Annotated in this window: 15 protein-coding genes and 1 tRNA gene; 13 read left to right on the forward strand and 3 right to left on the reverse strand. The window is 66.1% G+C overall.

All coding sequences use genetic code 11. The annotated features are described in order from the left end of the window. Positions 1-86: 86 nt before the first annotated feature. From JI743_RS10985 to JI743_RS11025, 9 genes are all read left to right on the forward strand, one after another. Positions 87-668: an ANTAR domain-containing response regulator gene (locus tag JI743_RS10985; protein ID WP_201928347.1), complete on the forward strand. Its 582-nt coding sequence runs from the start codon at positions 87-89 to the stop codon at positions 666-668. After that, entirely contained in the window at positions 665-1,873 is a 1,209-nt protein-coding gene (locus tag JI743_RS10990; protein ID WP_201928348.1) for a CmpA/NrtA family ABC transporter substrate-binding protein, read from the forward strand. The genes JI743_RS10985 and JI743_RS10990 overlap by 4 nt, the downstream gene beginning before the upstream one ends. 259 nt (positions 1,874-2,132) lie before the next feature. Beyond that, positions 2,133-3,365, forward strand: a complete 1,233-nt coding sequence (locus tag JI743_RS10995) for a nitrate/nitrite transporter (protein ID WP_201928349.1) — start codon at positions 2,133-2,135, stop codon at positions 3,363-3,365. Positions 3,366-3,368: 3 nt separating this feature from the next. Then, positions 3,369-4,571 (forward strand): hypothetical protein, encoded by a 1,203-nt coding sequence (locus tag JI743_RS11000; protein WP_201928350.1) that lies wholly within the window; start codon positions 3,369-3,371, stop codon positions 4,569-4,571. Continuing rightward, positions 4,571-7,048: a nitrite reductase large subunit NirB gene (gene nirB, locus JI743_RS11005; RefSeq protein WP_201928351.1), complete on the forward strand. Its 2,478-nt coding sequence runs from the start codon at positions 4,571-4,573 to the stop codon at positions 7,046-7,048. Before JI743_RS11000 ends, nirB begins: the two co-directional genes overlap by 1 nt. Further along, complete coding sequence (gene nirD, locus JI743_RS11010; RefSeq protein ID WP_201928352.1) at positions 7,045-7,389, forward strand: nitrite reductase small subunit NirD; 345 nt, start codon at positions 7,045-7,047, stop codon at positions 7,387-7,389. Before nirB ends, nirD begins: the two co-directional genes overlap by 4 nt. Further along, positions 7,389-9,986 (forward strand): nitrate reductase, encoded by a 2,598-nt coding sequence (locus JI743_RS11015; RefSeq protein WP_201928353.1) that lies wholly within the window; start codon positions 7,389-7,391, stop codon positions 9,984-9,986. Before nirD ends, JI743_RS11015 begins: the two co-directional genes overlap by 1 nt. Then, positions 9,976-10,776, forward strand: a complete 801-nt coding sequence (gene cobA, locus JI743_RS11020; protein WP_201928354.1) for a uroporphyrinogen-III C-methyltransferase — start codon at positions 9,976-9,978, stop codon at positions 10,774-10,776. Before JI743_RS11015 ends, cobA begins: the two co-directional genes overlap by 11 nt. Before the next feature lie 138 nt (positions 10,777-10,914). Continuing rightward, a complete protein-coding gene (locus JI743_RS11025) occupies positions 10,915-12,147 on the forward strand; it encodes a DUF418 domain-containing protein (protein ID WP_201928355.1) in 1,233 nt (410 codons plus the stop codon). A gap of 116 nt (positions 12,148-12,263) precedes the next feature. Here JI743_RS11025 and JI743_RS11030 read toward each other — a convergent pair. After that, positions 12,264-12,338, reverse strand: a tRNA-Gly gene (locus JI743_RS11030). 230 nt (positions 12,339-12,568) lie between these two features. Between JI743_RS11030 and JI743_RS11035 the strand changes: the two genes are divergently transcribed. Both JI743_RS11035 and JI743_RS11040 read left to right on the forward strand, forming a co-directional pair. Then, positions 12,569-13,480: a tetratricopeptide repeat protein gene (locus tag JI743_RS11035; RefSeq protein WP_201928356.1), complete on the forward strand. Its 912-nt coding sequence runs from the start codon at positions 12,569-12,571 to the stop codon at positions 13,478-13,480. Further along, positions 13,480-14,130 carry an LON peptidase substrate-binding domain-containing protein gene (locus JI743_RS11040; protein ID WP_201928357.1) on the forward strand — a complete coding sequence of 217 codons (651 nt, stop codon included), beginning with the start codon at positions 13,480-13,482 and terminating at the stop codon, positions 14,128-14,130. The genes JI743_RS11035 and JI743_RS11040 overlap by 1 nt, the downstream gene beginning before the upstream one ends. Positions 14,131-14,136: 6 nt before the next feature. On the opposite strand, the gene JI743_RS11045 is transcribed toward JI743_RS11040, so the two are convergent. Next, complete coding sequence (locus JI743_RS11045; RefSeq protein ID WP_201928358.1) at positions 14,137-14,838, reverse strand: sigma factor; 702 nt, start codon at positions 14,836-14,838, stop codon at positions 14,137-14,139. 97 nt (positions 14,839-14,935) lie between these two features. Continuing rightward, positions 14,936-16,165, reverse strand: a complete 1,230-nt coding sequence (locus JI743_RS11050; protein ID WP_201928359.1) for an FAD-dependent monooxygenase — start codon at positions 16,163-16,165, stop codon at positions 14,936-14,938. 126 nt (positions 16,166-16,291) lie between these two features. On the opposite strand from JI743_RS11050, the gene JI743_RS11055 reads away from it, so the two are divergent. Further along, positions 16,292-18,610: an FtsK/SpoIIIE family DNA translocase gene (locus JI743_RS11055; protein ID WP_201928360.1), complete on the forward strand. Its 2,319-nt coding sequence runs from the start codon at positions 16,292-16,294 to the stop codon at positions 18,608-18,610. A 105-nt stretch (positions 18,611-18,715) separates the two neighbouring features. After that, positions 18,716-19,363 (forward strand): LolA family protein, encoded by a 648-nt coding sequence (locus JI743_RS11060; protein ID WP_201928361.1) that lies wholly within the window; start codon positions 18,716-18,718, stop codon positions 19,361-19,363. Positions 19,364-19,489: the final 126 nt, after the last annotated feature.

Genomic DNA, 19,489 nt, shown 5'->3' on the forward strand with positions numbered 1-19,489 from the left:
CGCAACATCATGCATTCGCTCTTGAACCGGCACTTTGGAGAGAAACCTACTGGTCGATTTGTGCGCTGCAGCGTAAAGGCCCGATCATGAGGATCGCGATTATCGACACCAGCGCAGGACGAGCAGCCGTCATATCCGACGGCCTGCGCGAAGCGGGGCTCGACGATCTGGTGATCATCGAGCCCGCAGGCCCCCTCGCCGCACAGATCGAAGCGGCAGCCCCCGAGGTCGTGCTGATCAATCTCGAAAATCCAAGCCGCGACCAACTCGAGGATTTCTTTACCGTGTCGCGCGCGCTCGCAAAGCCGATCGCGATGTTCGTCGATCAGAGCGATGCCGAGGCGACCGGCGCAGCGATCGATGCGGGCGTGTCGGCCTATGTCGTCGACGGGCTGTCGAAGCAACGGATCAAGCCCGTCGTCGATCTGGCGGTGCGCCGTTTTCAGGCCTTTTCGCGCCTTCAGCGCGAGCTGGACGAGGCAAAGGGCGCGCTCGCCGACCGTACGGCGATCGACCGCGCCAAGGCCATTTTGATGAAGCGCCGCCAGATCGACGAGCCGGCGGCCTATGCGCTGCTGCGCGGGCAGGCGATGCGCACAAACCGCCGGATCGCCGAAATCGCCGAGGCGATCATCACGAGCGAAGAATTGATGGGGGACCAGCCGTGAGCCGCGAAACTTTCCGTATCGGCTTCCTTCCGCTCGTCGATGCAGCGCTGCCAATCCTTGCGCACGAGCTGGGCTTTGCAGCCGAAGCAGGTGTCGAGGTCCAGCCGGTGCGCGATATGACATGGGCGACGGTGCGCGACCGGCTGCTCTATGGTCACACCGACGCAGCGCATCTGATTGCACCGCTCGCCATAGCGACAGCCTTGGGCCGCGATCGGCCGCCGGTCGAGCTCGCCGTCCCCTTTGTCCTCGGACTCAATGGCAATGCCGTGACCTTTTCGACCACGCTGGCAAAGGAAGTCGGACTGGGAGCCACGTTGGGCGACCCGGCGGCGATCGGTGCCGCGCTGCGCTCGATCGCCGTCGCGAGAAAGCCGGCGCGGCCGCTGCGCTTCGGCGTCGTCCACCGCTATTCGAGCCATAATTATATGCTGCGCTATTGGCTCGCGGGCGTCGGCATCCGTCCCGATGAGGATGTCGAGATCGTCGTCACCAGCCCGCCCTTTGCCGCCGACGCACTCGCGGCGGGCGAGGTCGACGGCATCTGCGTCGGCGAGCCGTGGAACTCGATCGCTGTCGACCGCGGTGTCGGCCATATTGCACTCGCCACTGCGCAAATCTGGCGGCGCGGCGTCGAAAAGGTGCTCGCGATGCGGACGGCGATCGCCGACGATCGCCGCGATGCCGTGCTCGCGCTGATCCGCGCGCTCCACAAGGCGGCGGCGCATTTCGTCGATCCCGAGGCCGCCGAGGAATGCGCCGCGATCCTCGCACGGAGCGAATATCTCGACGCGCCGAAGGACGCGGTGCTGCGCGCGATCACCGACCGTATCCGCATCGTTCCCGGCGGCAATCCCCTTCACTATCCCGATTTCATGTTCCAGTACCGCGAGGCGGCGAACTTCCCCTGGCGCAGCCAGGCGGCCTGGCTCTACTCGCAGATGACGCGCTGGGACGGGCTTTCCTATTCGCCGCGCGACGCCGCGACGGCGACCGACGTGTTCCGGCCCGACCTTTATCGCGCCGCGCTTGCGGGCTCCGCCGCGCCGCTTCCGGGTGCGAGTTCGAAGCTCGAAGGAGGCCTCGAAGGCCCCACCGGTGCGGGGTCGGTGCAGGGGCGGTTGATGCTCGGCAGCGACCGCTTTTTCGACGGCCGCGCCTTCGATCCGGACGATATCGAAAGCTATCTTTCGGAATTGCCCTGACAAATTCCCCGTCTCGAATTTTATGCTGCACCTGCGAAATAACCGCTTGCGGCGAACACGCGAATCAGGCAGGTTAATCGCACTCGGCAGGGCTGCCGGGGCAGGATAAGGCGGAAGAGGCTCCAGCGCCGGGGCCGGACCGCAGGCGGACGGGGAGCCTTTTCCCCGTTATCCCACAGGCAATGAAGCCGTCAGGATGCGCCCGCATGGCCGCCGTCCTGGCGGCTTTTTTATTGCCCGTCACACAAGGGGACGGACGATGGCAAACACGGGTGATAGTGCAGCGGGTGGAAAGACGAGCTTTTGGTCGAGCGGGCATTTGCCCACGCTGATTGCCGCCTTTCTCTATTTCGATCTCGCCTTCATGGTGTGGGTGGTGCTCGGCCCGCTCGCGCCGCAAATTTCCGAAACATTGGGGCTGACCCCGGCGCAAAAGGGGCTGATGGTCGCAGTTCCCACGCTCGCGGGGGCGCTGCTGCGCGTCGTCAACGGCCTGCTTGTCGATCGCATCGGGCCGAAGCGTTCGGGCGCGATCAGTCAGGCGATCGTCATAGCTGGCCTGTTCACCGCATGGGTCGCCGGCGTGAACAGCTTCGAGGGCACACTCGCGCTGGGCGTTATCCTCGGCTTTGCCGGGGCGAGTTTCGCGATCGCGCTGCCGCTCGCGAGCCGCTGGTATCCGCCCGAACATCAGGGCAAGGCGATGGGGCTTGCCGGCATGGGCAATTCGGGCACGGTGCTCGCCGCGCTCTTCGCTCCGGGTCTCGCCAAGCTGTTCGGCTGGAATGCCGTGCTCGGCCTCGCCTGCATCCCGCTGTCGATCGTCTTCGTCCTCTATCTCTTCATGGCGAAGGATGCGCCGAATGCGCCCGCGCCCAAGAAGCTGGTCGACTATTTCCAGCCGCTCAAAAGCGCCGATGCCTGGTGGCTGATGGCCTTTTATTCGGTGACTTTCGGCGGCTTCGTCGGCCTCGCCGCATCGCTCACCATCTATTTCACCGACCAGTTCGATTTGACGCCGGTGCTTGCGGGCTATTGCACTGCGGGCTGCGTATTTGCCGGGTCGCTCGTGCGCCCCTTCGGCGGCGCGCTCGCCGACCGCATTGGCGGGGTCAAGGCGCTGATGATGGTGTTCGTCGTCGCGGCACTGGCGCTCGCCGGGGTGCCGCAGGCGGACAGCCTGCCGGCCGCGCTCGGACTGTTCGTGGTCGCGATGCTCGCGCTCGGCACGGGCAATGGCTCGGTGTTCCAGCTCGTTCCGCAGCGCTTTTCGGCAGAGATCGGCGTGATGACAGGACTCGTCGGCATGGCGGGCGGGGTCGGCGGCTTCTATCTCGCCTCCTCGCTCGGCTTCGCCAAGCAGTGGACGGGCAGCTTCGCACCCGGATTTTATATCTTCGCCGGACTCGCGGTCGCGGCGCTCGTCGCGCTGACGCTCGTCAAGGGCCAATGGCGTCGCACCTGGGGCGCGGCCGAAGGCGTGCGGATCTGACCCATGAACCGCACGCTCATCCTGCTGCTGGCGCTCGCGCCGGCCGGGGCGGCTCACGCCCAGGCCATCGGGCTGAAGCCGCTCGGCGAGGCGCGGCTGCGCTATGAAACCGTCGATCAGGACGGAGTCGCCGCCGACGCCGACGCGCTGACCCTGCGCGTCCGCGCCGGGGTCGAGGCAAAGGCGGGGCGCTGGTCGGCCCTCGTCGAGGGCCAGGGGAACCTCGCGATCGTCGACGACTATTTCGATGGCCTCCACGGCCCGGCAACGCTGCCGCTGGTCGCCGATCCCCAGAATATCGCCCTTGCCCGCGCGCAGCTCCGCTATGCTTCGCCGGGCTTTGCGATCACCGCCGGGCGGCAAAAGCTGGGCTTTGACGACGAACGCTTCGTTGGCGGTGTCGGCTTTCGCCAGAATGGCCAGAGTTACGACGCGGTGCGTGCCGAAATCGTGCCCGCGCAGGGCGTGAAGGCCGACATCGCCTATGCGTGGAGCGTGCGCACCATCTGGGGCATCGACGGCGCGGGTACGCGGCAGCAGGCGGTGTCGGGGGACAATGTCCTTGCCAATCTGAGCACGCAGACGCCCGTCGGAAAAGTCACGGCCTTCGCCTATCTCGTCGATCAGGACGAAGCAGCGGTTCAGGGTTTTCGGCTGTCGAGCCAAAGCTATGGCCTGCGGCTCGATGGCAACCAGCCCATCGGCAAAGCGAAAATCGCCTATCAATTCAGCTATGCGCGCCAGTCCGATTGGGACCGCAATCCGAACAACTATTCTTCCGACTATTGGATCGCCGACGTCGCTCTCGACCTCGGCGGACCCCGGGTCGGCGTCGGGTATGAAATACTCGGCGCCGACAACGGGGCCGCGCTGACCAGCTTCCAGACTCCGCTCGCGACCGGGTTCAAATTCCAGGGCTGGGCCGACAAATTCCTCGTCACCCCGCCCGATGGAGTGCGCGACCTCTATGCGACCGCGGGCTGGAGCTGGAAGGCGGTCGGCCCGCTCAAGGCCGTGACACTGCAGGCCGTCTATCACGACTATCGCAGCGACCGCGCGCACCGCGCCTATGGCGACGAAATCGACCTGCTCGCGAGCGGCAAGCTTGGCAAGGTGACGGGTTCGGCGCGCTATGCCCGCTACCGTGCCGACGGCTTCGCGACCGACACCGACAAATTCTGGCTTCAACTGGACTGGATACTTTGATGGAACATCGCCCGATCAAGGCCGAAAGCGACACGCGCGAGCACCTCGTCGTCATCGGCAACGGCATGGCCGGCTGCCGCGCGGTCGAGGAACTGCTTGCGCGCGACGCGGCGCGCTACCGCGTGACGATTTTCGGCGCCGAACCGCGCGTCAATTACAACCGCATCATGCTCTCCCCCGTGCTCGCAGGGGAAAAATGCTTCGACGATATCGTGATCAACGATGCCGACTGGTATGCGGCAAACGGCATAGCGCTCGTCGCGGGCGACCCGGTGGTCACGATCGATCGCGAAGCGAAGACGGTGACGACGCGCGGCGGGGTCAGCGAGAGCTATGACAAGCTGCTCATCGCGACCGGCTCCGACCCCTTCATCATCCCCGTCCCCGGCAAGGACCTGCCCGGCGTCATTGCCTTTCGCGACATGGACGATGTCGGCGCGATGCTGAGTGCCGCCGAAAGGGGAGGCAGCGCGGTGGTGATCGGCGGCGGCCTGCTGGGACTCGAAGCCGCGCACGGCCTCTCCCTGCGCGGCATGAAGGTCACGGTGCTGCACCTGATGCCGACCTTGATGGAACGCCAGCTCGACGAGGCGGCGGGATGGCTGCTCAAACAGGCGCTCGAAGCACGCGGCCAAACGATCCTGACCGGCGCCGACACCGCCGAGATTATTGGCAACGGCAAGGTCGAAGGCGTGAAGCTCAAGGATGGAACGCTGATCCCCGCCGACATCGTCGTCATGGCGGTCGGCATCCGCCCCTCGACCGCGCTTGCGCGCGAAGCGGGGCTCGCGATCGGGCGCGGCATCCAGGTCGACGATCATATGGTGACGAGCGATGCCGATATCCTCGCCGTCGGCGAATGCGTCGAGCATGACGGGCAGGTTTATGGCCTCGTCGCACCCTTGTGGGATATGTGCCGCAGCCTCGCCGACGGGCTGGTCGAAACGCCGACGGGCTATCGCGGCTCGGTCACCTCGACCAAGCTCAAGGTGTCGGGTATCGATGTCTTTTCGGCGGGCGATTTTTCGGGCGGCGACGGGTGCGAGGATATCGTCCTGCGCGACGCCAGCCGCGGCGTCTACAAGCGCGTCATCGTCAAGGACGACCGCATCGTCGGCGCGGTGCTCTATGGCGATACCGCCGACGGCAATTGGTATTTCGATCTGCTCAAGAAGCAGGAGGACGTGTCCGACCTGCGCGACGTGCTGATCTTTGGCCAGGCCTTCGCCTCCGGGGGTGGGCAGGCGGACCCTAAGGCGGCCGTTGCGGCGCTTTCCGACGATGCGGAAATCTGCGGCTGCAACGGCGTCTCCAAGGGCCAGGTCGTCTCGTGCATCGCCAAGGGCGCGCACAGCCTCGACGCCGTGCGCGGCAGCTGCAAGGCCTCGGCAAGCTGCGGAAGCTGCACCGGCCTCGTCGAAAATCTCCTCGCGCTGACGCTGGGCGACGATGTGCAGAGCGGCCCCAAGACGATGTGCAAATGCACGAGCTTCGGCCACGACGACGTCCGCCGCGAGATTGTCGCGCAAGATATGCGCTCGATCCCCGAGGTGATGCAGAAGCTCCACTGGTCGACCCCCGATGGCTGTTCCGCGTGCCGCCCCGCACTCAATTATTATCTGCTCTGCGCGCTGCCCGGCGAATATGTCGACGACCAGCAAAGCCGCTTCGTCAACGAGCGGCTCCACGCCAATATCCAGAAGGATGGCACTTACTCGGTCGTCCCGCGCATGTGGGGCGGGCTCACCAACCCCAGGGAGTTGCGCGCGATCGCCGATGTCGTCGAGAAATATGAAGCGCCGATGGTCAAGGTGACCGGCGGCCAGCGGCTCGACATCTTCGGGATCAAGAAGGAAGACCTGCCCGCGGTATGGGCCGACCTCAATGCCGCGGGGATGGTCTCGGGCCACGCCTATGGCAAGGCGCTGCGCACCGTGAAGACCTGCGTCGGGTCCGAATGGTGCCGCTTCGGCACGCAGGATTCGACCGGGCTCGGCGTCAAGCTCGAACGGATGAGCTGGGGCAGCTGGATGCCGCACAAGTTCAAGATCGCGGTGTCGGGCTGTCCGCGCAACTGCGCCGAGGCGACGATCAAGGACTTCGGGGTCGTCTGCGTCGACAGCGGCTATGAACTGCATGTTGGCGGCAATGGCGGCATCCATGTCCGCGCGACCGACCTGCTCTGCAAGGTTGCGACCGAGCAGGAAGCGATGGACCATTGCGCTGCCTTCATCCAGCTCTATCGCGAGGAAGCGCGCTATCTCGAGCGGACCGCGCCGTGGATCGAGCGCGTTGGGCTCGAGCATATCAAGGCGCGCATCGTCGACGACGAGGCAGGCCGCGAGGCGCTGCGCGCGCGCTTCCTCTACTCGCAAAGCTTCAGCCAGGACGACCCATGGGCACAGCGTGCCGAGGGCGCCGAGGCCGAACATCATGCGCCGATGGCGCGATTCACGCCCCAAAAGGAAATCGCATGACGACGACCGCAGAATGGCTCGACATCGGCTGGGTCGACCAGATCCCCGTTCGCGGCAGCCGCACGGTGCAGGTCGAGGGCGGCGACGACATCGCCGTCTTCCGCACGGCGGAGGGCAAGGTCTTCGCGCTGCTCGACCGCTGTCCGCACAAGCACGGCCGCCTGTCGCAGGGCATCGTCCATGGCGGGGCGGTCGCCTGTCCGCTGCACAATTGGCGGATCAGCCTGTCGACCGGCGAGGCGCTCGGCGATGACAAGGGCTGCACGCCGACGGTGCCGGTCAAGATCGACGGCGGGCGCGTGCTGATATGCCGCGCCAGCACGCTGAAGGCCGCTGCCTGATGGCCGATGCCATCCGCACCACCTGCGCCTATTGCGGCGTCGGCTGCGGCATTCGCGCGACGGTGACGGGCGAGCGCTCGCTGGAAATCGCGGGAGAACCCGACCACCCCGCGAACCACGGCCGGCTCTGTTCCAAAGGCACGCATCTCGGCGAGACAGTCGGACTCGAAGGCCGCCTGCTCCATCCGATGATCGGCAAGAAGCGCGCGAGCTGGGACAAGGCGCTCGACCTCGTCGCGAAGAAGTTTCGCGACACCATCGCGCGCCACGGCCCGAACAGCGTTGCCTTTTACGTGTCGGGGCAGTTGCTGACCGAGGATTATTATGTCGCCAACAAGCTGATGAAGGGTTTCATCGGCTCGGCGAACATCGACACCAATTCGCGCCTTTGCATGTCGAGCGCCGTCGCCGCGCACACGCGCGCATTCGGCGAAGACATCGTCCCTGCGACCTATGACGACCTTGATGCCGCCGACCTGATCGTTCTCGTCGGCAGCAACACCGCCTGGTGCCACCCGATCGTCTATCAGCGCATCCGCGCACGTTGCGATGCGGGCGCGAAGCTTGTCGTCATCGACCCGCGCCGCACCGAGACCGCCGAAGAGGCCGACCTGCATCTTGCGCTCCGCCCCGGCAGCGACGTCGCGTTGATGAACGGGTTGCTCCAGCATTGCCGCGAGGCGGGTGTGGTCGACGACGCTTATCTCGCCGCGCATGTAGCCGTTCCGCAAGATTTCTGGGATCAGCTTGGAGAGGGGAATGACCTGTGGTCGGTCGCGCGCACTTGCGACGTGCCCGTCGCCGACCTCAGGCATTTCTATGAGCTGTTCGCCGCGACGCCGCGCACCATCACCCTGTTCAGCCAAGGGGTGAACCAGTCGACAAGCGGCACCGATCAGGGCAATGCCATCCTCAACCTGCATCTCGCGACGGGGCGCATCGGCAAGCCCGGTGCCGCGCCTTTTTCAATCACGGGCCAGCCCAATGCGATGGGCGGGCGCGAGGTTGGCGGGCTCGCCTCGACGCTCGCCGCGCATATGGATTTCGCGGACGACAATCGCGAACGCATCGCGCGCTTCTGGGCTGCGCCCGCGGTGGCCGAAAAGCCGGGGCTGAAGGCGGTCGACCTGTTTCGCAGCATCGGCGAGGGCCGCATCAAGGCACTGTGGGTGATGGCGACCAATCCCGCCGTATCGATGCCCGACGCGGGCCGCGTGCGCGAGGCGCTCGCCGCCTGCCCCTTCGTCGTCGTCAGCGATGTGATCGAGGAAACCGACACGGGCGCCTTCGCCCATGTCCGCCTGCCCGCCGCCGCATGGGGCGAAAAGGACGGAACGGTCACCAACAGCGACCGCACGGTGAGCCGCCAGCGCGCGCTCTTCCCCCTGCCCGGCGAAGCGATGCCCGACTGGTGGATCGTCAAGGAAGTCGCACGGCGGATGGGGTGGAAGAACGCCTTCGCCTATGACCGCCCAGCCGACATCTGGCGCGAGCATTGCCGCCTTTCGACCTATGAGAATGACGGCGCGCGCTTTTTCGCCCTCCCCGGCGCAGCGCATGGCGGCAACGCCGCCTATGATGCAATGGAACCCTTTCGCTGGGGCGGCGAGCAGATGTTTGCCGACGGCCGCTATCCAACCGAGGACGGACGCGCGCGCCTGATCGCGGTTGCGCAAAAGCCGCTGCCCGAACCGCTCGAAAAATGGCCGCTCACGCTCAACACCGGGCGCTACCGCGACCAGTGGCACACGATGACGCGTACCGGCCTTGCGCCCAAGCTCGCGCGCCATCGCGAGGAACCGCTGGTCGAGGTGCATCCCGCCGATGCGGAGCGGCTCGGCCTTGCAGACGGCGGCCTCGCGCGCGTTTCGACGCCGCAAGGCGACAGCATCTTTCGCGTCGCACTCCACGATGGCCAGCGCCGCGGCGAACTCTTCGTGCCGATCCATTGGACCGATCGCACGTCGAGCGGCGGGCGCACCGGCCTTCTCCCCCGCCCGCTCGTCGATCCCATCTCGGGCCAGCCGGGGTTCAAGCGGACGCCCGCAGCAATCGAGCCGGTCGCGGTGCGCTGGCGCGGCTTCATCCTGTCGAGGGACGAACTTGCCGAACGCCCGCCGTGCCTGTGGGCGACGCGTGTCGCCGTGCCGTCGGGGGTGATGTGGGAGGTCGCGGGCAATGGCGATCCCAAGCGGCTCGAAACGCTGCTTCCTGCAGGACAGCGCATCGAAGCGGTCGATGCGGGTCGCGGGACGCGCCGCGTCGCAGTGATCGCCAACGACCGGCTGGCCGCCGCGCTGTTCCTGACCGAAAGCGGCGAATTGCCGCCCCGCGACTGGCTGATCGCGCAACTTTCGTCGCCACAGGTTGCGCCGACGCTGCTCGCGGGGCGCGCGCCGGGCGTGCAGGCCGACCGCGGGCCGATCATCTGCAGCTGCTTCGATGTGGGATTGAAGACGATCGTCGCGGCGATCCGCGATCAAGGCCTCGCCGATGTCGCCGCTATCGGCAACGCCATCGGCGCGGGAACCAACTGCGGCTCGTGCCGCCCCGCGCTCGCCCGCATCCTGACCGAGGAGACCAGCCATGCAGCCTGACGACTTCGCCCCCGGCACGGTATGGCTCGTCGGTGCGGGGCCGGGCGATCCCGAATATCTGACGATGAAGGCGGTGCGGCTGATCGAACGCGCCGACATCGTCTTTTACGACGCGCTCGTGGGGCCCGAGATCCTCAACCTCATTCCAGCCGGAACGGAACGCGTCCCGGTCGGCAAACGTTCGGGCCGCCATTCGCAGGACCAGCGGACGATCGACGCGATGCTCGTCGCCGCCGCGACCGCGGGCCGACGCGTCGTCCGGCTCAAGGGCGGCGATCCTTCGCTGTTCGGCCGCTCGAACGAGGAAATGGAAGCTCTCCGCACGGCGCGATGCGCGGTCCATGTCTGCCCCGGCGTCACGGCCGCAAGCGCGGCGGCGGCTTCCGCAGGCGTTTCGCTGTCGCTGCGCGGCGTGGCACGCGAAGTCCGGTTTGTCACCGCGCACAGCCGCAGGGGCGCGGCGCTCGATCTCGACTGGCACGATCTCGCGCGCGCAGGCGCCACGCTCGCCTTCTATATGGGACGCGACGCGGCGTCCGAAATTTCCCGGCAATTGATCGCCAACGGCATGCCGGGCGGCACGCCGGTCCTCATCGCCTGCAATGTCAGCCTGCCGCACGAAATGATATTGTCGACGCGCCTCGACCTTCTCGGACTGGCGACCCGCGCGCTCGCCGCAACGGCGCCAACCCTGATCTTGGTAGGCGAAGCGGTGCAGGCCGGGAGCGACCGAATCGGGGCGACAATGCGTCATGCCACGCCAATTGTCGGACAATCGGAACCGCCATAGGACGCAGACGATCAGTTGGCCCGATTCCGGTCAGCGATGTCCGTCCTAGATTCTCAGAACTCATGCGGATGTCGATGGCGACTGGACGGATGACGATAGCCTGTTAGGGTCAACCGATCCAAAAAGGCATCACGCGAGATGAAGACCGCGAGTCTCATTGCCCCGGCGGACCCCGGCGATCGATTTACCGAGATCGATGCTTTGCGCGGCTTTGCCCTTTTCGGCATCCTGCTCGCAAATCTGCCCGTGTGGATCGGAATCCCGTTCGCCGGTGATCGTACCGCCGATCTGTTGGGAGGCATTACGCTGCAGCAGTTTGCCGCTGTCTTCAACGGATTGCTCGACGGCAAATTTTACACGATCTTTTCCGCGCTCTTCGGGCTCGGCTTTTCCTTGCAGCTCGAGCGGCTGGAAGCGCGTGGCGCCAAAGGCATCCGTATCTTCCGTCGCCGAATGGCGGTCCTGCTCATGTTCGGTCTGATCCATATCTGCCTGATCTGGCCGGGCGATATCCTGATGCTCTACGCGCTCATGGGATTTACCCTGCCCCTCTTCCGACGCTTGTCGGACCGGGCGTTGCTGCTTGTATCGGCACTCCTAATTTTCGTGGTACCCGCACTGCTGGTATGGCTGGTCACCGTGCCGCATCCGGACTGGACGAAACCGATGTGGGACGCCGCCATGGCGATCTATGTCGGCGCCGGCGGCACCGCTACCTCGAACGATGCCTATTTCAACGACCTCGCCACCGGAGGCTTCGCCGAGTTCGTGCCGCGTGCGGCATCCGAGTGGGCGTTCGGGATCATATCCCGGATCGAGGACTGGCGCTTTATCAAGGTGTTGGGGACGATGCTCCTCGGCATGTGGGCGGGTCGGCTGCTCCTGCGCGGGCAACTGATCGGCAATCGTCGCCTGCTTTGGCAGGTCGCGCTTGGCGGGGCCGTCATCGGGGTTCCGTGCGCGATCGTTTACGCGCAACAGATGCCCCACCAGCAATCCCACTGGTCTTCGCTCGCCGGAACCGCGCCGTTGGGGCTCGCATATGCGGCGACCTTTCTCCTGGCGATCTCCCGTTTGCCGCGGGTCGAGCGCGCACTGGCGGACGCGGGGAGAATGGCGCTAACAAACTATGTTGCGACCAGCGTGGTGATGAGCTTTCTGTTTTACGGGATCGGGTTGGGGATGATGGGTACGCTTCGCGTGCCCGAAACCTATGCGATTGGACTCGCCTTCTTCGCGCTGATGTTGGCTTGGAGCCGCTGGTGGCTGGGCTCGCATCGTCAGGGACCGTTGGAATGGCTGTGGCGGCGGCTGACCTATCCTGCGCGCTCCGCGAATATTGACCCTCCCGGAACGGTTACTGTCGGCTGACCATTCTATCGCAAATGACCGAGGGCACCTCGACGACGTCGAAATGGCCGGCGACAGCTGGCCGATGCCAACCATAAGAGCGATTAGTTTCGAAAGGTCTGTCGAATGAACGACGATGGAGCGGGCGAAGGGATTCGAACCCTCGACCCCAACCTTGGCAAGGTTGTGCTCTACCCCTGAGCTACGCCCGCTCTGGCGGCTGGCGACCGGGTGGTGCCAGCGGGTGAGGCGCGCGATTAGCACCGGCTTTTGGAGTCGGCAAGCCCTGTTTGTGCTTTTCCTGTCGAAGCATCCCGAAGGGTTGGCATATCGCCGTCAATTCCCACATAAGCGTCCGATGAGTCTGTCCCGCCGGCGCGGAAGCGGTTCCGGCTTGCGCCGCCGTCCGGCGCAACAGCGACAATTGAAGGAGCAATCGCCCGTGGCCACCCTGGGACTGAACCCCGCCGACAAGCAAGCCGTCGAGGATTTCCGCCGTGACGTCGTCGAACCGTCGATGTCGAAACTCGTCATCCTCGATTTCTGGGCCGAATGGTGCGGCCCGTGCAAGCAGCTTACCCCCGTGCTCGAAAAGGTCGCGGCCGATTATGCCGACAAGGGCGTGGTGCTCGCCAAGGTCGATGTCGATGCGAACAAGTTCATCGCGTCGCAGTTCCAGGTGCAGTCGATCCCGACCGTCTATGCGATTTTCCAGGGCCAGCCGGTCGCCAACCTGACCAACGCGCGTAGCGAAAGCCAGCTCAAGGCGATTCTCGACCAGCTGCTCGGTCAGCTTCCCATCGAAAGCGAGGCGAAGGACCGCGCGGTCGAGATCGCGCCGCTCATCGAAATGGGCGAATCGGTGCTCGCCGAGGGCGACGGAGCACGCGCTGCCGGGATTTTCGGCCAGATCGTCGAAATGGCACCCGACAGCGCCGCCGCGCACGGCGGCCTTGTCCGCGCGCTCATTTTGGTCGGCGACACCGAAGCCGCGCAGGCGGCGCTCGACGCAGTACCTGCCGACATTGCGAATGACGCGGCGATTGCGCAGGCCAAAAGCGCGCTCGCGCTCGCTGCGGACGCCCCCGACGCGGGCGAGCTCAAGGCGTTCGAGGATGCAGTTGCGGCGAACCCCGACGATCATCAGGTGCGCTTCGACCTGGCCACCGCGCAGATCGGCGCGGGCCAGCGCGACGCCGCTGCCGACAATCTGCTCCACATCGTCGAGGCCGACCGCGAATGGAACGAGGGTGCGGCGCGCGCCAAACTGCTCGAACTGTTCGAAGCCGTCGGCCTCGAAGATCCGTGGGTATCGGCGCAGCGCCGCCGCCTCTCGCTGATCCTGTTCGGCTGATGTCCGAAGCAGCGCCCTTGACCATCCAGCGGATCGCAATCTTTCCGCTTCCCGGCGCGGTGCTGTTTCCGGGGCTGCACCTGCCGCTCCATATCTTCGAACCGCGCTACAAGGCGATGGTGCACGAAGTGCTCGCACGCGACCGTCAGATCGGGATGATCCAGCCGCGCCAATTGCCCGGCGAGGAGGATCGCGAGCCGCCGGCGCTCTATGACGTCGGCTGCGTCGGGCGTGTCGTCGATGTCGAGGCGCTCGACGAAGGGCGCTTCAACCTCGTCCTCGAAGGCGTCGCGCGGTTCCGCGTGCGCCGCGAACTCGACGTCACGACGCCCTTTCGCCAGGTCGAGGCCGAGCTCGAGATCGAGGCCGAAGACGGCGCGGTACTGTCGAGCATCGAGCGCGCGAGCCTCGAGCGCGAAGCCAAACGCTTCGCGGCGCGGCAAGGCTATGTCGTCGACTGGGATTCGGTCGGCCAGCTCGACGATGCGACATTGGTCAACGGCATCGCGCAGGTCGCACCCTTCGACGCGGCGGCGAAACAGGCGCTGCTCGAAACCGCCTCGATCGACGCCCGCGCCGAACTGGTCGTGCAGATGATGCAGTTTTTCGGACGCTTCGACGGCGACGACGGACGCGCAACGCTCCAGTAAATTCCTCTAGTGCGGCTTCGACCGCGTATGCCGAATGATGTCGGCGACCGCGCGGCGGACGATATGGCGGTCGCTTTCGCGCAGGCGCTCGCTTGCGGCCTCGCTGTCACTCAGGCGGCGTAGCACCAGCGCGCGTTCGGCAGCGACGCGCGCCTCGACCTGCGCAGCCCCGCGCCCCGTTCCGCGCGAAAGGGCAGCATGGCGGCGGCGCGCCCAATCGTCGACGAGGCGATCGGTCACGCATTGCGCCAGGCAGTCGCTCGCCGCGGCCTCGGTCGCGTCCTCGGCCTCTTCATCGGCCAGCCAGTCGTCGGCGCCGTCGGCGCGCAATGCATCGAGCGAGAGCCAGGCGCCGACACGACGGCGCCCCGCCGAGCGCCTGTCGCCGTAGAGCCGCGTGCGCAAGGCCTGAAGCTCGGCGCGAATCTGCCAGTCGATGAAGGTGGTAAAGCGCGCGCGGCAAGGATCATATTGGCCGACGGCGCGGTGGAGCGCGATCGCGCACGCCTGTTCGGCATCTTCGGCGACATCGGACAGACCATAGCGCCGCGTGAAATAACGGACGCGCGGGGCGAGCAGTGCAGCGAGCCGCGCGAAACAGCGGTCGGCACGGACCTGCGCGCGCAGTCCGGGCGCGGCGTCGATCGCGGTGCGCGCCTGTAGCAGTTCGTTCACAGCGTTCTCGAGAGCTTCGTTCTTGGAGGGCATGGCTTCGGTCCCCATCGCTTCGCGGCGTCGGTGCCGCGCGGACAGGGATAGGCAAGGATGCTTGGCGCCAGCTTTCGTGGCGCTTACGTAGAAATACCTAGATTTCGGTCCCGGCGAGCAGGCGCGGCAGATCGCCGGCCTCGCCGCGCGCTTCGTCCATAAAGAAACGCTTGAGCGCGGGCAGCCGCTGCACAGCGCCGAGGCCGGCCCGCCGGACGGCCGATGCGGTGCGTCCCGGAATACCGAACAGCCGCGTCAGCCCGTCGGTCGCGAGGCTGACCATCAGGCTGTCGAGCCCGCGCCAGCGCTGGTAGCGCGCGAGCAGCGCTGCATCGCCAAGGTCGAGACCCAGGCGCGCGCCATCGACGAGCACTTCGGCAAGCGCCGCAGCGTCGCGCAGGCCGAGGTTGAGCCCCTGCCCCGCGATCGGATGAATACCGTGAGCGGCATCGCCGACGAGCACCACGCGATCGCCGACAATCCGGGCGCTGTGGTGGAAACCGAGCGGATAGGTCATGCGCGGCGCGACAAGCTCCATCGACCCGAGCAGCCCCCCTGCGCGCTTTTCGAGTTCGGCGGTAAAGCCGCGGTCGCCGAGCTTGGCGAAACCGGGGCCATCCTTTTCCGCCACGGTCCAGACGAAGGCAGAGCGGTGACGCCCTTCGGCGTCGTCGACGAGCGGCAACAGCGCGAACGGCCCCGACGGGAAGAAGATTTCGTGCGCGACGCCGCCATGCGGCTTTTCGTGCGCGACCGCGCCGATCATCGCATGATGGTGGTAGGACCAGTTGGCGATGCTGAAGCCAGTCGCGTCGCGCGTCGGCGAGCGTCGTCCCTCGGCAACAATCAACAGCGGCGCGGCGAGCCGCGTGCCGTCGGCAAGCGTGAGCGTGACGCCATGACCGTCGATGTCGCGCCGCGTCACCTTTGCCGGCATGTGGCGCGAGACGAGCGACGCGTCGGCGATGGCATCGGCGAGCGCAAGCCGAAGCTGGCGATTCTCGATCATCGTCCCGAGCGCGCGATCCTCCGGCACGGTCACGAAGTCGAGCTCGCCCTTCTGTCCACCATCGCTGACCTTGATCGCGTGGATCGGGCAGCCATGCCCCGCGAGCCGGTCGGCGAGACCGAGCACGCCGAACATCTGCCATGTAGCGCTGGCGATTGCCGAAGCGCGGCCATCGAAGCCGGGCGCGATCGTCGCGAGCGGATCGGCGGGGTCGACAATCCGCGACGTCAGCCCATGATGCGCGAGCGCGAGCGCGAGCGTCTGGCCGACAAGTCCGCCGCCCGAAATCAGGACATCGCTGCGCAAGGTTTCGCTCATGGCCTTGCCCTAGCCCGCGGCGGCGTGATTGGAAAGTCGCAGCGACGTTCTTGGGCGCGTGCTTGACGGCGACTCCGCCGCGTGCGCATATCGTCGCACCTCTTCTTTTTCGGGACCGCAATACGCATGGCTAGCCGCAGGGCCGCTTCGACCAAGGCCGATTGGCGCTCCGTTTTCAAGGCGAGCATCGCCCGGTCGCTGGTGATCGCGGCTGCCGCCCTTCTCGGCGCCTTCACGCTGTTCCTGACACTCGCCCTCGTCACCTATGACAGCACCGATTCGGCGCTCAACACCGCAGCGGGCGGCGATGCCGCCAATTGGATGGGGCGCGCGGGGGCGTGGTTCGCCGACCTAGGCCTGTCGATCGCAGGGGCGCCGGTCGTGCTGCTTCTGCCGCTGCTCGGCATTCTCGCGTGGCGACTTTGGAAGGGGGATCCGCAGCCCTATTGGAAGCGTCAGCTTGCCTATAGCCTCGCCGGCATCTTGCTCATCGGGCTCGGCGCCGAACTGTGGGCGCCGGCGAGTACCGCCGCGATGCCTGCGGGATGGGGCGGCATCATCGCGCTGATCGTCGGCGGCGCGATCACTCCCTTGTTCGAACGTGCAGGCGATCCGGCGGCGGCGTTGATCCGCATCGGTACGATTCTCGCGCTGGCCGGTATCGGATTCTGGCTCGCGTGGCGCGCATTGCGCCTCGAAAAAGGGTGGGCGCAGCGGCTCCGCCTGCCCGCCGCCGAGGCCAGCCGCGTCGTCGAACCGGCCGCGCCCGCAGCCGCCGATGATACGCCGCGCGCGCCCAATTTGATGGAGCGCGTCATCCGCCCGCGCCCGCGCGCCGAACCGAGCGACCGCGCACCGCCCGAGATCGCCGACCCCGTCGAACGCTCGGCGCCGTCGAAGCCCAAGTCCAAACCGCAAAGCGAATTGTTCGCCAATTACCAGCTGCCGTCGATCGACCTGCTCGCCCCCGCGCCCGAGCGCCCGGCGGGGCAGATCGACAAGGCGGCGCTCGAACGCAATGCGCGGCTGCTCGAATCGGTGCTCGAGGATTTCCAGGTCAAGGGCGTGATCACCGCGGTACGCCCCGGCCCCGTCGTCACCATGTACGAGCTCGAGCCCGCACCGGGCACCAAAGCGAGCCGCGTGTCGAACCTGGCCGACGACATCGCGCGCAACATGTCGGCGCTGTCGGCGCGTATCGCGCCGATCCCCGGACGCACGGTCATCGGCATCGAGCTGCCCAATGCGAAGCGCGAAGCGGTGGTGCTGCACGAGATTATCGGCAGCAGCCTGTTTCACGATCAAAGCGGTGCGCTGCCGATCATCCTCGGCAAGAATATAAGCGGCGACGCGGTAATCGCCGATCTCGCGCCGATGCCGCACCTGCTGATCGCGGGCACGACCGGGTCGGGCAAGTCGGTGGGTCTCAACGCGATGATCCTGTCGCTGCTCTATCGGCTCGGTCCCGATCAGGTGAAGCTGATCATGATCGACCCGAAGATGCTCGAGCTCAGCGTCTATGACGACATCCCTCACCTGCTCGCACCGGTAGTGACCGAGCCGAAAAAGGCGATCCGCGCGCTCAAATGGGCGGTCGAGCAGATGGAGGACCGCTATCGCATGATGTCGTCGCTGTCGGTGCGCAACCTTGCGTCCTACAACGACAAGGTGCGCGCGGCGCTCGCCAAGGGCAAATCCTTGGGCCGCCGCGTCCAGACCGGATACGACCCCGAGACCGGCCAGCCGGTCTATGAGGAAGAGACGCTCGACTATGCGCCGCTGCCGCAGATCGTGATCGTCGTCGACGAGCTCGCCGATCTGATGATGACCGCGGGCAAGGAAGTCGAGTTCCTGATCCAGCGGCTCGCGCAAAAGGCGCGCGCCGCGGGCATTCACCTGATCCTTGCGACGCAGCGGCCGTCGGTCGATGTCATCACCGGCGTCATCAAGGCGAACCTCCCGACGCGCATCAGCTTCAACGTCACGTCGAAAATCGACAGTCGCACGATTTTGGGCGAGGCGGGCGCCGAACAACTGCTCGGCAAGGGCGACATGCTCTATGTCCCCGGCGGCAAGCAGATCACGCGTATCCACGGACCGTTCGTGTCGGACGACGAGGTGCGCAAGGTCGCCGATCATTGGCGCGGGCAGGGGCGCCCCGACTATGTCGAAAGCGTCACCGAAGACCCCGAGGACGGCGGCTTTGCGATGGAGGGCGCGCCCGCCGGCGGCGACAGCGCCGAGGACCGCATGTATGCCAAGGCGTGCCAGATCGTTGTCGAAAGCCAGAAGGCGTCGACGAGCTGGCTCCAGCGCCAATTGCGCATCGGGTACAACAGCGCGGCGCGGCTGATCGAGCGGATGGAGGAGGAAGGGCTGGTGAGTCCGCCCAACCATGTCGGGCGGCGCGACGTGCTGACCGACCAATATGGCCAGCCGCGTTGATGCAACCCGGGCGGCACTCCAAAAGTTGAACGCTGGCGAACCGGCGGGTTCACCGCCTATTCAATCGCCACATGGCATTTCCGCCCCATGCAGAACGAGAATTTGATGAAACCGAAACGCTTTCGATTCCCCCTTCGCGCCGCAACTTGGGCGCTTGCGCCCGTCGCGGCCGGCGGCCTTGCGCTGACGGTCCCGGCAATTGCGCAAACCTCGGGCACGCTATCCGCCGTCCAGCAGCACCTTAAATCGACGAACTCGATGGTCGCCGATTTCGTGCAGACCGATCGCAATGGCCAGCGCCTGTCCGGGAAGCTGACGCTCAAGCGGCCGGGCAAGATTCGCTTCCAATATCAGAAGGATGTCCCGTTGCTGATCGTCGGCGACGGCAGCCGCCTGACGATGATCGATTATGAGGTCAAGCAGGTGCAAAGCTGGCCGGTGAAGAATTCGCCGCTCGGAGCATTGCTGGACCCCGACCGCGATCTGTCCAAATATGCAAAGCTCGTCCCGACCGGGAACAAGGATGTGTTGAGCGTCGAGGTGAAGGACGCGAAGCGCCCCGAATATGGGACGATCACGATGGTTTTCGTCCGCGATGGCGGCGCGCCGGGCGGGCTGCGACTGCGCGGCTGGGTCGCGCTCGATTCGCAGAATAATCGCACGCGAATCGACCTGTCGAACCAGAAGTTCAACGTCGCGGTCGCCGATTCGACGTTCCGCTGGACCGATCCGCGCCCGCGCAAGCGCCGCTGACACACCGACATTTCCTTCGTCGCGCAAAGGGTGGCGGCTCGGCAACAGCCGGAGCCGCCACCCTTTTTCCGGCGAACCGACAACCAACGTCGACGAACGACAGGAGCCCCTCGAAGAAGCCCCTTC

The organism is Sphingopyxis jiangsuensis, from assembly GCF_016734905.1.
Taxonomy (GTDB): Bacteria; Pseudomonadota; Alphaproteobacteria; order Sphingomonadales; family Sphingomonadaceae; genus Sphingopyxis; species Sphingopyxis jiangsuensis.

Coding starts and splice junctions, on each gene's coding strand:
- JI743_RS10985 (WP_201928347.1), top strand. CDS start 87: ATGAGGATCGCGATTATCGACACCAGCGCAGGACGAGCAGCCGTCATA.
- JI743_RS10995 (WP_201928349.1), top strand. CDS start 2,133: ATGGCAAACACGGGTGATAGTGCAGCGGGTGGAAAGACGAGCTTTTGG.
- JI743_RS11000 (WP_201928350.1), top strand. CDS start 3,369: ATGAACCGCACGCTCATCCTGCTGCTGGCGCTCGCGCCGGCCGGGGCG.
- nirB (WP_201928351.1), top strand. CDS start 4,571: ATGGAACATCGCCCGATCAAGGCCGAAAGCGACACGCGCGAGCACCTC.
- nirD (WP_201928352.1), top strand. CDS start 7,045: ATGACGACGACCGCAGAATGGCTCGACATCGGCTGGGTCGACCAGATC.
- JI743_RS11015 (WP_201928353.1), top strand. CDS start 7,389: ATGGCCGATGCCATCCGCACCACCTGCGCCTATTGCGGCGTCGGCTGC.
- cobA (WP_201928354.1), top strand. CDS start 9,976: ATGCAGCCTGACGACTTCGCCCCCGGCACGGTATGGCTCGTCGGTGCG.
- JI743_RS11025 (WP_201928355.1), top strand. CDS start 10,915: ATGAAGACCGCGAGTCTCATTGCCCCGGCGGACCCCGGCGATCGATTT.
- JI743_RS11040 (WP_201928357.1), top strand. CDS start 13,480: ATGTCCGAAGCAGCGCCCTTGACCATCCAGCGGATCGCAATCTTTCCG.
- JI743_RS11045 (WP_201928358.1), bottom strand. CDS start 14,838: ATGCCCTCCAAGAACGAAGCTCTCGAGAACGCTGTGAACGAACTGCTA.
- JI743_RS11050 (WP_201928359.1), bottom strand. CDS start 16,165: ATGAGCGAAACCTTGCGCAGCGATGTCCTGATTTCGGGCGGCGGACTT.
- JI743_RS11055 (WP_201928360.1), top strand. CDS start 16,292: ATGGCTAGCCGCAGGGCCGCTTCGACCAAGGCCGATTGGCGCTCCGTT.
- JI743_RS11060 (WP_201928361.1), top strand. CDS start 18,716: ATGAAACCGAAACGCTTTCGATTCCCCCTTCGCGCCGCAACTTGGGCG.